11 protein-coding genes, 1 tRNA gene and 1 riboswitch are annotated in these 12,143 nt (G+C 52.3%); all 12 genes read right to left on the reverse strand.

The features are described 5' to 3' along the window. Nucleotides 1-188 precede the first annotated feature (188 nt). Nucleotides 189-662: a DUF1896 domain-containing protein gene (locus L215_RS0101800; RefSeq protein WP_025884269.1), complete on the reverse strand. Its 474-nt coding sequence runs from the start codon at nucleotides 660-662 to the stop codon at nucleotides 189-191. Between the two features lie 27 nt (nucleotides 663-689). Then, entirely contained in the window at nucleotides 690-1,931 is a 1,242-nt protein-coding gene (locus tag L215_RS0101805) for a site-specific integrase (protein ID WP_025884268.1), read from the reverse strand. Nucleotides 1,932-2,291: 360 nt separating this feature from the next. After that, nucleotides 2,292-2,376, reverse strand: a tRNA-Ser gene (locus tag L215_RS0101810). A 141-nt stretch (nucleotides 2,377-2,517) separates the two neighbouring features. Next, the gene (gene rsxA / locus L215_RS0101815; RefSeq protein WP_025884266.1) at nucleotides 2,518-3,099 is read right to left on the reverse strand and encodes an electron transport complex subunit RsxA; all 582 of its coding nucleotides are present in this window, start codon (nucleotides 3,097-3,099) and stop codon (nucleotides 2,518-2,520) included. Between the two features lie 64 nt (nucleotides 3,100-3,163). Continuing rightward, nucleotides 3,164-3,754 carry an RnfABCDGE type electron transport complex subunit E gene (locus L215_RS0101820; protein WP_025884264.1) on the reverse strand — a complete coding sequence of 197 codons (591 nt, stop codon included), beginning with the start codon at nucleotides 3,752-3,754 and terminating at the stop codon, nucleotides 3,164-3,166. A gap of 9 nt (nucleotides 3,755-3,763) precedes the next feature. After that, complete coding sequence (locus L215_RS0101825) at nucleotides 3,764-4,909, reverse strand: RnfABCDGE type electron transport complex subunit G (protein ID WP_025884263.1); 1,146 nt, start codon at nucleotides 4,907-4,909, stop codon at nucleotides 3,764-3,766. Next, nucleotides 4,906-5,895, reverse strand: a complete 990-nt coding sequence (locus tag L215_RS0101830; protein ID WP_025884262.1) for an RnfABCDGE type electron transport complex subunit D — start codon at nucleotides 5,893-5,895, stop codon at nucleotides 4,906-4,908. Before L215_RS0101830 ends, L215_RS0101825 begins: the two co-directional genes overlap by 4 nt. A 52-nt stretch (nucleotides 5,896-5,947) precedes the next feature. Next, a complete protein-coding gene (gene rsxC / locus L215_RS0101835; protein WP_027451251.1) occupies nucleotides 5,948-7,300 on the reverse strand; it encodes an electron transport complex subunit RsxC in 1,353 nt (450 codons plus the stop codon). Between the two features lie 9 nt (nucleotides 7,301-7,309). Further along, the gene (locus L215_RS0101840) at nucleotides 7,310-8,239 is read right to left on the reverse strand and encodes a Fe-S cluster domain-containing protein (RefSeq protein WP_025884259.1); all 930 of its coding nucleotides are present in this window, start codon (nucleotides 8,237-8,239) and stop codon (nucleotides 7,310-7,312) included. Between the two features lie 16 nt (nucleotides 8,240-8,255). Further along, complete coding sequence (locus L215_RS0101845; RefSeq protein ID WP_081780333.1) at nucleotides 8,256-8,678, reverse strand: SoxR reducing system RseC family protein; 423 nt, start codon at nucleotides 8,676-8,678, stop codon at nucleotides 8,256-8,258. Nucleotides 8,679-8,818: 140 nt separating this feature from the next. Continuing rightward, nucleotides 8,819-9,847 carry an aminotransferase class I/II-fold pyridoxal phosphate-dependent enzyme gene (locus L215_RS0101850; protein ID WP_025884256.1) on the reverse strand — a complete coding sequence of 343 codons (1,029 nt, stop codon included), beginning with the start codon at nucleotides 9,845-9,847 and terminating at the stop codon, nucleotides 8,819-8,821. A 28-nt stretch (nucleotides 9,848-9,875) separates the two neighbouring features. Continuing rightward, the gene (locus L215_RS0101855; protein ID WP_025884255.1) at nucleotides 9,876-11,186 is read right to left on the reverse strand and encodes a glycoside hydrolase family 3 protein; all 1,311 of its coding nucleotides are present in this window, start codon (nucleotides 11,184-11,186) and stop codon (nucleotides 9,876-9,878) included. Between the two features lie 447 nt (nucleotides 11,187-11,633). Next, a riboswitch (cobalamin riboswitch) is annotated at nucleotides 11,634-11,911 on the forward strand. The last annotated feature ends 232 nt before the right edge of the window (nucleotides 11,912-12,143 follow it).

Consider the following 12,143-nt stretch of genomic DNA (forward strand, 5'->3'; position numbering starts at 1 on the left):
ACTGTGCAGGTCTTTGTTCATGAGAGATCTATTCATATTCGGAGTCTTTTAGAGTTTTCAAGAGCAGAGCCAAGAGACTATGCGACATAAAGACAAGAGATAGAATATGCTCTTGACGTATGGAGCAGAGAGACTATCTTGGCTCTTGAAGCTCAAAAGGCTCACGAGATAGGGATAATCTACATTGTCTACTCTAATGCACTCACATCGCCTATCGTGGGAAGTTGATTAGCTTCGATAAGAAGTACAACTGTTCCTGTCAGTTCTGTGTAGAGCGTGTCATACTCAGGTGTTGCAACAAATTCATCCGTAAGGTTATACTTGTCAAATAGTTCTTGTATCGCCTTGTTCCCGAGAAGTATCTGAGAGAGTCGTTCGGGGAGTGGAGAGGGGAGTTCCTTTTCAAACTCATTCTCCAAGACGGACACAAGCGTGTCATATTTGGAGAAATGCAGGTCACGATACAGCACTTCACTTGCCATACTCTCTGCTTCGGGATACGAGAATCCTTCTTCTACAGCATCACAGTAGGTGGTAAGAGCTTCATCAGCTCGTGCCTTGATAAATGGTTTGTCTTCCATCTTTTCAGGGAAATGCTCACTAAGGTAGCTCTCCAGCTTTAAGCGGAAGTAGGATAGTTCTTTCTTATTCGTTGTCTTCATCTTTTTATTTGGTTTTAATGGTTACACTTATTGCCAGCTATTCTCCCCGATACCCATTGCCGTATTGAACTTGCCTAGCTTGTCAGCAAACTGCTCCATGTCATGTTCAATCTTCTTATTGGTAATCCGGGCATAGATTTGCGTTGTTCTGATATTGGTATGCCCCAGCATCTTAGATACGCTCTCTATCGGAACTCCCTTGCTCAGTGACATTGTCGCAAAGGTATGTCGAGCTAAGTGGAAAGTCAAGTTCTTCTTGATACCACATATATCTGCAATCTCTTTGAGGTATGAATTGGTCTTCTGATTGCTAAGGATAGGGAAGAGCTTGCCATCACGATAAGTTTGGTGGCTATATTTACTGACAATGCGCTTAGGGATGTCGAGGAGCAGCACATTGGTCTCCACACTTGTCTTCTGTCGCTTGGTCATAATCCACTCTTTGCCACCAAGCATCACGATATTGTCAGGTGTAAGATTAGCCACATCAATGTAGGCTAAACCTGTAAAGCAGGAAAAGATGAAGACATCTCGTACCAGCTCCAATCTTGAGACATTCAACTCCTTGTTGACAATCTGTAAGACCTCTTCATCAGTCAAGAACCCTCTATTCACTGGTTCTAAGTGAAATCGGAAGTTGACAAATGGGTCGTGATGTAGTACGCCCAACTTTAGCCCCAAAATGACGACAGTCTTGAAGGTCTTCATCGTCTTAGTGGCTGTATTAGGATTTTGCCCCACCACCGTGCGTAGGTATAGGTCAAAATCATGTATAATCATATAGGTTAGCTCCGTGAGCTTGAGGTCTCTACGTCTGAGTTTATCTTTTAGGAACTCAGAAAAGCGTCTTTTGCAGACCTTATACTTTTGAAGAGTGGGCGCAGAGACTGAGATGCCAACTCGAGCTGCAACATCTTCATTGTGTTTGTCGAAGAGTTGCATGATGGTATCTATATCTTGTTTTTTGCCAAGATGTTCTGACTTGATACGCTCTAACGAAAGCTCATCAGTCATTTCTAACTTGCGAAAGATGGCTTGTAAACCACTTTGGATGTTATCCAATTGCAAGTTCGTATTCAGAGCTTCGGTGTGACGCCCTTTTACTCGCTCTTTTTCGCGATCCCATTGGGACTGCACGATGGTGATGCCAGTGGAGCCTAGTGACATCCGCTCATTGTTGAGATAGATGCGTAGCATTACTGGTGTTTTTCCTTCCTTGTTCACATAGTTGCTGCGAAGGTAGAATGCTGTTCTGAAAATTGATTGCATACATTGTCTGTTTTTATTGTAGCCAAGCATAGAAAGTTTGCGACCAGAAAAGCTACACATTTACGGTGCTAATAACTCTCTACAACTCGCCTACAAAGTTGCACATAATTGTTTGAACTACAGCAATCTACAAGTACTCTAAACAGACTCTCTACATACTCTTGGCTACAATTATTTTTTGCGAGAAAAAAGTGTAGCCAGATTGTAGCCATTGGAGAGTATTTTGAGCGTTTCGGCTATCTCTGTAACTACTCTGAAGAGGTAGAGGATTATAAAACAAAAGTATCGTAACTCGTTGGAATTACGATACTTATACTTTTTCGACAGTGCTCTCTGGCGGTGCTGCCAGAGTACTTAAAGCGGAGAGAGAGGGATTCGAACCCCCGGACCCGTGAAGGTCAACGGTTTTCAAGACCGCCGCGATCGACCACTCTGCCACCTCTCCTTGCTTGCCGACTGAAGGGATATTCCCCGTCTGTAAGCACGCATCTCAATCAATGCGTTTGCAAAGATACGACATTTTCCCCAATAAACAAGCCCCCTGGCGTCAGCTCGGCCTCGCTAAAGAGGTGGAGGCTATGGGATACTAGATAGCTGCTAGACCAGAGAAGCCCATGAAGGCCATCGCTAGGATACCAGCGGTGATGAGGGCGATGGGGGTGCCTTTCATAGCTCGTGGCGTGCTACCCGTCTTGGCTAGCTGCTCGCGGATACCAGCGAAGATGACCATGGCGAGGAGGAAGCCGATACCGATGGAGACGGCATAGACGAGTGACTCAGCGTAGGTGAACTCCTTCTGGATGACGAGGATAGCGACACCGAGTACACAGCAGTTTGTCGTGATCAGCGGGAGGAAGACACCGAGCGCCTGATAGAGCGCGGGAGAGATCTTCTTGATGATCATCTCGATCATCTGCACGAGTGTAGCGATGACGAGAATGAAGGCGATGGTCTGCAGGAATTCGAGTCCCAGGGGAACTAATATATAAGTCTGTACGAGCCAGGTAACCATCGTCGCTAGGAGCAAGACGAAGGTGACGGCAGCGCCCATGCCTGTGGCGGTGGAGACCTTCTTAGATACGCCTAAGAAGGGGCAGATGCCGAGGAACTGGGAGAGGACTACGTTGTTGACAAAGACCGCAACGATGAATATGATGATAAATTCCATAGTAGTAAGTGTCTGTGTGATGAGCTGTGGCTAGGGACTAGCCGTTACGTCTCATGGGTTTGACCTATTGCTTCTTGGTGATAGCGTGATAGATGCCGATGAGTAGTCCTAGAGCGATGAAGGCTCCTGGAGGCAGTACGAAGAGTAGTGCTGAGAAGTCATTGGGATAGGCCGTCATGCCAAAGAATGAACCGCCTCCGAGCATCTCACGTACGGTGCCTAGGAGGGTTAGTCCGATGGTGAAGCCTAATCCGATGCCGACACCGTCGAAGAAAGATATACCGACGCTACTCTTGGAGGCAGTCGACTCGGCACGTCCGAGAACGATACAGTTGACCACGATGAGCGGGATGAAGATACCTAAGCTCTGATCGAGGGCTGGCATGTATGCCTTGATGACCATCTGCAGTACGGTGACGAAGCCTGCGATGACGACGATAAAGGCTGGGATACGTACCGCATCAGGTATGAGTCGCTTCAGGAGGGAGATCATCACGTTGGAGCAGATGAGCACGAAGGTGGTGGCTAGTCCCATGCTGAGTCCATTGATGGCTGACGTAGTGGTCGCCAAGGTAGGACACATACCGAGGAGAAGCACGAAGGTGGGGTTCTCCGTAATGATACCATTGGTAATTGTCTTGATATACTTATTCATGGTCGTGCATTACTTAGTTGATTCGTTAGCATTGGCCTCTACAAAGATGCGCTGCGCACGGGCGATGCCCTGGAGGACAGCTCGCGAAGAGGCCGTAGGACCTGAGGTAGCGTCTACAGATCCGCCGTCCTTGCGTAGCTTAAGGCTAGAGGGAGTGACCTTCTTGCCGATGAGTGACTTCTTTGAGGGCTTGACGGTAGCGGGGTCTTGGTTGCCTCCGTACTCTTTACTAATAGAGACGAGCTGATCCGCAGCCTCGACATCAGCTACAGCAAAGGCTGTCAGTGTACCACTATTGTCAAAGCAGACGAGCATTGGTGCGCAATGCCCCTCGTTGTCATCGCCACTGATGGTGACGACGAGCAAACCGGTCGTCTCGCTCATATCGTTGGTGCCGTAGCTCTGAGTTAGCCAAAGAGAGCCGTCTTCAGAGGTGCCGTTTTTCGCCTTATCCACCAGACGATAGGCGGGGAGTAGCGTATTGAATAGACTGTCGATGACCTCTCGCTCGGGGAGCTCACAGTTGCTCGCAGTGGGCTGTGCCGTGGGGGCACCCTCGCCGATGACGCTCTGATAGACTCGGTAAGCTCGCTCGATGGCATCGATGAAGGCTCTACTGGAGATGGTCGCAGCGGTGATGGCGTCGACCTTACCTCCATCTTTGGAGACCTTGAGTGGCGAAGCTTGGCTCATATCAAGCCCGCGAACATCACGAATGAGGTCAGCATTGGGTGCGGGAGAGGTGAACCACTCCTGTATCTTAGCGCCTAGACCGGGGGTCTCCTCGTGCTTGAGCACCTTGAAGCCGACGATCTGGCTCTGCATATCAAAGCCTACCATAATATCTATGTGACCAGCGAAGCCCTTATCTGTATAGGTCTCGATAGCGTAGCCTACGGGCTGACCACCCTGCGTGGCGGGATAGACGGTGATGGGGTCTTCGCCCTCGAGCGTGACGGTGTCTCGCTCTTCGTAAGGGTTATTGTCAAAGGCAGGGACGATCTCTTTGATTGCCTCGACCTTAGCTTTCGTCTCGGCCTGCGCGATGGTATCTTTTGTTGCCACATTGACCAGGGCTAGGATACCAGCGATGATCAGACAGATGATCCCGAGTGAGAGGATCATGTTAGGAAGTGTAGAGGGTAGCTTCTTCATCTTTTAGCCTCCTTTCTAGATTTGACCACATGACCAAAGTGACGTGGCTTGATGTAGGTGTTGAGTAGTGGGGTGAGCGCATTCATGATGAGGATGGCAAAGGACATACCCTCAGGGTAAGAACCCCACAAGCGAATGATGACGGTGAGCAGTCCGATCATACAGCCGTAGATGAGCTGTGCACGGTGCGAGATGGGCGAGGTGACGTAGTCGGTCGCCATAAAGACTGCACCAAAGAGTAGACCACCAGTCAGTAGGTGGAAGAAGGGACTGGCGTACATCGCTGGGTTGTAGAGGTGCATGATGCCACTCAGTACGAATGCTGAGACGATGATAGCCACGGGCGTGTGCCAGGTGATGATGCGTCGGATGAGTAGATAAGCTAAGCCGATGAGAATGGCGATGGCACTCACCTCTCCCATGGAGGAGAAGTTGAAGCCGACGAGGAGCTGCAGCGAGTCGGGGAGCTTGTCGATGGCTCCTGACTTGAGGATGCCTAGAGGTGTCGCTCCTGTGACGGCATCGGTAGCTTGCTCAGCAAGGCGAGCGGGGAGCTTCCAGGTGGTCATCTGCGCAGGATAGGAGATGAGGAGGAAGACACGCCCGACGAGTGCGGGGTTGAATATGTTGTTGCCCAGACCTCCGAAGGCCATCTTGCCAATGCCGATAGCGACGACGCCACCCATCAGGACGAGCCACCAGGGGAGCGAGGCGGGGAGATTGAAGGCTAGGATGACGCCCGTCAGCAGTGCCGAGCCGTCCAGCAGACGACAGGGGCGGTGCAAGAAGAATCGGGTGATGACCCACTCCGTGAGCATACAGGAGGCTACGGAGATGGCGGTGATCAGTAGAGCGTCTGTCCTAAACTGGTAGAGCATGACGAGGAATGCTGGTATCAAAGCAATCAGCACCCCATACATATTCTTGCTAATGGTGTCACCGCTATGAATATGCGGTGAGGGTGATACGATGACTTGTTGTGCCATAAGCTATATATCGTAGTCGATGATGAGGATCGGTGATCTATCTCAGTATGTATTACTTCTTGCGGGCTCGCATGATGCCCATGACGGTCTGCTTGCCCACACGTATGTAGTCAAGGAGCGGACGACCTGCTGGGCAGGTATAGCTACATGAGCCGCACTCGATACAGTCGGCGATGTAGTTGTGCTCGGTACTCTCCCAGTCCTTGTAGATGGTGTCACGCATGAGGAAGGCGGGGTTGAGACCCATCGGGCAGACCGATACGCACTTACCACAGCGTATGCAGTCGTGCATCTCGGGACGTGTCGACTCCTTGGCGGAGAGGATGAGTAGTCCTGACGAACCCTTCGCAACGGGTATGTCGGTGCTGACGAGTGCTCGGCCCATCATAGGACCACCGCCAATGATCTTGCCTGGCTCCTCAGCATAGCCTCCTGCAGCGTCGATGAGCGTCTGCATAGAGGTGCCTATACGCGCCTTGAAGTTGGAGGGATGCGTGATAGCTTGTCCCGTGACGGTGATGATACGCTCGATGAGTGGCTTGTGCTTCATGACCGCCTCATAGATGGCGAAGGTCGTTCCGACGTTCTGCACGATCGCTCCTGTGGAGATAGGCAGTGCGCCTGAGGCGACCTGCTTGCGAATGAGCGCATCAATGAGTTGCTTCTCACCACCTTGCGGGTAACGCTTCTTGAGCGGTACGACGGTGATGCTTTGTCCTTCGGGCAGGAACTCCTTGGCACGCTCCGCTGCGTCACGCATGATGCGGATAGCGTCTGGCTTATTGACCTCAATGCCGATGAGCGTGCGGGGAGCGTTGGCAGCCTTCATGATGATGGAGCAGCCTACCATGATCTCCATCGCCTTGACACGCATGAGCGCATCGTCGCTGGTCAGATAAGGCTCACACTCGACGGCGTTGATGATGACGTAGTCGGCACTTTGACCAGGAGGAGGCGACAGCTTGACATGTGTCGGGAAGGTCGCGCCACCCATACCGACGATCCCCATTTCAGCGATGCGATCGATGATCTGCTTGGCGTCTAGGTCGGTCTCAGTGATGAGCGTATCGGTCTGGTCGATGTACTCCTCCCACTCGTCGCCCTCAACCTTGATAAAGATGGCGGGCTTCTTAAAGCCACTGGCATCCGTGATCTGGTCCACCTTGGTGACCGTACCAGAGACGGAAGAGTGAATGTTTGCCGAGACAAAGCCTCCTGCCTTGCCTAGGAGCGTACCCACACGCACCTTGTCGCCCTTGTTGACGACTGCAGTGGCCGGCGCTCCGATATGCTGTGCTAATGTGATGACCACCTCATCTGGAGGAGCGACCACGGTGATAGGTACCCCTGCGCTGATCTTATGGTCGTGGGGATGGATGCCCCCTATTCTAAATGTCTTTGCCATAGCTTCGTATTAATCTTTCTGAGGTACAGATGCTGTCGAAGAGGTCTCAGCTGCAGGCGCTGCAGGTTCAGCCTTAGCAGGCGCTGGCTTTTCGGCAGGCGCTGGCTTTGCTGCGGGTTCCTTGCGTGGCGGGAGGTTGACCTCGTGGATAGCTCCCGTCGGGCACTCGGCCGCACACTTGCGACAGAGACGACACTTCTGATGGTCTATGTAAGCCAAGTTATTCTCAAACGTGATCGCCTCAAACGGGCAGACCTTAAAGCACTTGCTACATCCGATACAAGCATTCGCACAAGCCTTACGAGCCACGCCACCCTTGTCCTTGTTGACACAGCTGACGTAGAGGCGGCGACCCTTGGGCCCCTTCTTGCGAAGCTCGATGATCATCTTCGGACAAGCCTTGACACAAGCCCCGCAGGCAGTACACTTATCCTCGTCCACCTCGGGTAGCCCCGTCTCGGGATTCATATGGATCGCATCAAAGTCGCACACAGCGACGCAGTCGCCATTGCCTAGACAGCCGTAGCTACAGCCCGTCTCGCCACTGTACAGCGTCGACTCGATCTTGCAGCTGCGAGCTCCTATATAAGTATTCGTCCGAGGGCGTGCCTCGCAGGTACCATTGCAGCGTACGACTGCCACGAGTGGATCGCTCTTAGCGACGCTCTGACCGAGTATCTCTGCGACCTTCGTCATGACGGGCTCTCCGCCCACGGGACACCAGAGCCCCTCGAGCGTGGAAGCCTCGCAACAAGCCTTCGCAAAGCCCGCGCAACCCGGGTGACCGCAGCCACCGCAGTTCGCCTGTGGTAGGACCTCAGCGACCTCGCCGATGCGTGGATCTTCTTTGACTTCAAACTTCTTAGAGGTGATAAAGAGTAGGATGGCACTCAAGAGCGCTATCACTACGAGGACAAGTATGGTGGATAGTATTGTCATAGAAGTGTGTATGAACTTACTTTTTTCGCACGGTAAAGGTAAAAGTGCGCTCAAACCGATCACGTAAGAGCCATAGCAGGAGCATATATGCGGCGGCTACACCTAAGGCGATCAATATCTGAGCCAGCGTACCTACCTCTAGGTAGCTGAGGAGGATAGTTACAGCGATGATGAGTAGCGTAGGGACAATCATCGTGAGGAGTACAGCACGCATGCCCAGCGAGCTCCGCATCTCTAGAGAGACTTGGTCACCGAGAGCTATATCGCTAGGGAACTGCGAGCGGTCGAGTGTGATCGTCTCCAGGCGACTCTCCGAAGCGTGGCAATGCCCCGCCACCTCACAGTTACTACACGCTGATGGACGTAGTACCGTGAGGCACACCTCTCCGCCATTGATGGCTGTTATGGTGGCACTTCGCTCTATACACTCAGATTGCATCGACACTATAAATTACATTGCAACAACCTCCGCATTCGCAAAGGTAGCAATAAATAATTAGTCTTAGTTCGGTATCGGGGTATGAATTTCTCCAAAGACCCCCTCCTTAGCGTGTGCCTCGTGCTCGTTATCAGGGAGTTTTACCGTCCTGTGCAAAAGGTTGTGATAGCCTCCAGAAGCTTTGCATTGTCTACCGTGTCACGAGCGGTGATACGGATCATCTCGCCCTTGACACCTCGCTGCGTGGTCGCATCGTAGACCGCAATATTGTGCTCCTCCAGCAGATACTTGATGAGCTCAGCTGCTGTAGCGCAGTGGATCTGCACGAGGAAGAATGGTGCATCGCTCGGCATCACCTCGATACCGTCTATCTGGCGCAGCTTGGTCTCTAGCTCGAGCGCGTTACGCTGCCACTTGCGTATCGGCAGGGTAAACTGCGCGGGGTGGATCAAGATATACTTCGCCACCTCGACCGCCATCGTGCTGACCGACCACGGGTCGATCACCTTCTGGATCTCCTTGACGACCTTCTTGTCGGCCGTCACATAGCCGATGCGCAGACCAGGCAGACCGTACGTCTGTGTGAACGAACTGACGAAGATAATGTTGGGATGATTCTTCACATCGCTCAGCGTAAGCGTCGGCTGCGTCGTAAAGGTCGCATAGGACTGGTCTACGATGAAGGAGACCTGAGGGTGCGCTTTGATAAGCTCCAGCAGCTCAGCCCGTGAGCGAAAGCGTCCCGTCGAGCTATTGGGCGAGCAGATCCAGCAAAACTCCTCTCCCTCGAGCTTGATCTCCTGCGTCTCTACATCCTCAGGGATATAGGTCAGCTGCCAGCCATAGCGCTTGGCGGCTAACTCATAGTGCTGATACGAAGGCACCAGGATAGCACCACGCCGCCCCGCAAAAGCCTCCGCAATCGTGTAGAAGCCAGCCGTACGTCCTGGGGTGATGACTATATTATCCGCATGTAGCCCATTACGCTTGGCGATCATCGTGCGGAGCGTCTTGTAGTCTGGCTCAGGATAGTAGCGCATCATCTCGACCATCTGGTCGTTGAGGTGCTCAGCAAGCTTCGTCAGCTCGGGAGCAAACCATGAGGCAGTGTCAAACTGTAGGGGTAGACAGGCTGTATTTGTCGTCTGGGTGGGATTCTTCTTTATCATACTACGCTTGTTTAGACAGCTGTGAATGTTATTTCTTAGATACTTTGTTCTGTAGGTACTCGGCAAAGTCGACTAGCTCTGGCGTATGCAGCGCCTCGTAGAGCTCCTCCTTATTATATAGTGGTCTCTCGCTAGTCTCGCCCGCATGGAGTAGGAGCTTGTAGCAAAGGACGCGCAGACAGCGATCCTGGATCGTCTCCGCCGAGAGCGTGCCCGCACGATAAGCCGAGAGTAGCTCCTTGTAGCTCGCTAGCGGGTCTAGAGGTCCTAGAAGCAGATCGTTGCCCGCTAGGATGGCAGCTACAGATATAGGTAAACCCTCCGCACGCTGCACCCCTCGCATCTCTAGTCCATCAGTGAAGATGAGCCCCTTGAAGCCCAACTGCTCACGCAGTAACCCTGTCACGACGGCGTGGCTCAGTGAAGTGGGACAGGTCACGTCAGGCTCCAGTGCTGGCACCGACAGATGCGCCACCATGATGCCCCCAAGTCCAGCCTCTATGTAAGCGCGAAAGGGGGCTAGCTCCACCCGTTCGAGCTCCTCTAGACTACCCGACACGGTGGGGAGAGTCTTGTGCGAATCCTTGTCCGTATTGCCATGCCCCGGGAAGTGCTTAGCGACCGACAGCACCCCGCCATCCTCCAGCCCCCTCGCTAGGGCTAAGCCGTGCGAGATGACAATGTCAGGCGTAGCGCCTAGGCTGCGGGTACCGATGACCGGGTTCTTCGGATTATTATTGACATCCAGCACTGGCGCAAAGCTCACGTGAATGCCCATCACACGGCACTGCTGCGCCATATGCTGCCCGAGCGTGTACATCTCCTCAGGCGTGCAGTGGTCCGCCAGCAACTTCATACGCGGATAGCGTATAGTCCCCTGCAGGCGCATCGCCAACCCCCACTCCGCATCGGCCGTGATCAGTAGTGGGATGCGAGAGCGCTCCTGTAGAAGATGTGTAAGCCGATATTGATCGTACGGCTCCCCCTTGCGAAAGAGGATGCCCCCAGGATGAATCTGGTCTATGAGCCGCAGATAGCGCTCACGCGAAGCCGAATCATAGCGAGGCTCCCAGATCGGGATGATCAGTTGACCGATCTGCTCCTCGATGGTAAGCGTGCTGAGCCAGTCACTAGCCGCACGAACGAGCGAGTCCGAGGCACGCTCGCTCATCGGGCCAAGGTGCGTAGGCAGCTGCTGCGCTGTGGTACTCCCCCCAGCACAACTGACCAGCAACCCCAGTGACATACCGACCACGGCAAGGCGCCTCATCAGCCCCCGACCTCGTAGCTGCTCGCTGAGCGAAACGAACCACCGCTCTAACCGCTTCGTATACTTCATACTGCAAAGATAAGCTTATCTCAGCAAAGGTACACACTCTTGAGTCACCCAATTAGGGCTGATACGTTATAATCAGCCACTTAGGAGCTGCTCAGGTCGAGAACTAGGAATAGGCCGTTCGATGATCGCTACAGAGTGGCTATGAAAACTCTCTGATTACGCCTTCCTCCCGAAGAATCGAATTCCTACCTAGGAATTTGCCAAATAGCTACCTAGGAATTTGCCAATTCCTAGGTAGGAAATGAAAAATTCTTCGGAGGAATCAAATGAAACTTCGGAGGAATCAAAAAATAAGTCCGAAGAATTTGCCCATTTCCTAGGTAGCAAATCAGAAATATCTACGGAGGAATTTGGGAATTCCTAGGTAGGAAATGAAACGAGCTCATTTTTATCATACGTCAGCCCTGTCTCTTATGGCACCTATGAGTTGGAATTAGAATATATTATGTACCTTTGCGGTGCATAGGTGCACGAGGAACAACCAATCTTTGTCACCCCGTCTGAATAGGGAACTTGGTGCGAAGCCAAGACTGTACTCTCAGCTGTAACTCCTGAAGTGCGACCCTGCATTATGATGTCACTGTAGCGCCAGCCTACCAGCATTCTAGCGAATGTGCCGTAGGTAGCTATGGGAAGACCCAGGGTATCGCCCGTTTTGTACGACTCAATGTGAGCTATACGAACTAGGGAGAAGTCAGAAGACCTGCCTGTGCCATAGGACTTTTGTTTTCAGAGCTAGGAAATAAAAAGAATGACAGCGGGACATATATGGCTTCACATAGTGCGTATACTAGAGTCCATAGCAGCGAGACTGACTATGAGGCTCCCTCTCGTTGTATCTACCGTCATCAGCCACACCCTACTGCCAGCTTCAAGCTGTAGGAGAGTGACCTCGCCCGTGACTTCTGCTCTGTATCTCGAGGGTCCTACTCGGACACACGACGATTCTATTCACTT

The sequence above is a fragment of the Porphyromonas uenonis DSM 23387 = JCM 13868 genome (genome assembly GCF_000482365.1).
GTDB lineage: Bacteria > Bacteroidota > Bacteroidia > Bacteroidales > Porphyromonadaceae > Porphyromonas > Porphyromonas uenonis.

Coding starts and splice junctions, on each gene's coding strand:
- L215_RS0101800 (WP_025884269.1), bottom strand. CDS start 662: ATGAAGACAACGAATAAGAAAGAACTATCCTACTTCCGCTTAAAGCTG.
- L215_RS0101805 (WP_025884268.1), bottom strand. CDS start 1,931: ATGCAATCAATTTTCAGAACAGCATTCTACCTTCGCAGCAACTATGTG.
- rsxA (WP_025884266.1), bottom strand. CDS start 3,099: ATGGAATTTATCATCATATTCATCGTTGCGGTCTTTGTCAACAACGTA.
- L215_RS0101820 (WP_025884264.1), bottom strand. CDS start 3,754: ATGAATAAGTATATCAAGACAATTACCAATGGTATCATTACGGAGAAC.
- L215_RS0101825 (WP_025884263.1), bottom strand. CDS start 4,909: ATGAAGAAGCTACCCTCTACACTTCCTAACATGATCCTCTCACTCGGG.
- L215_RS0101830 (WP_025884262.1), bottom strand. CDS start 5,895: ATGGCACAACAAGTCATCGTATCACCCTCACCGCATATTCATAGCGGT.
- rsxC (WP_027451251.1), bottom strand. CDS start 7,300: ATGGCAAAGACATTTAGAATAGGGGGCATCCATCCCCACGACCATAAG.
- L215_RS0101840 (WP_025884259.1), bottom strand. CDS start 8,239: ATGACAATACTATCCACCATACTTGTCCTCGTAGTGATAGCGCTCTTG.
- L215_RS0101845 (WP_081780333.1), bottom strand. CDS start 8,678: ATGCAATCTGAGTGTATAGAGCGAAGTGCCACCATAACAGCCATCAAT.
- L215_RS0101850 (WP_025884256.1), bottom strand. CDS start 9,847: ATGATAAAGAAGAATCCCACCCAGACGACAAATACAGCCTGTCTACCC.
- L215_RS0101855 (WP_025884255.1), bottom strand. CDS start 11,186: ATGAAGTATACGAAGCGGTTAGAGCGGTGGTTCGTTTCGCTCAGCGAG.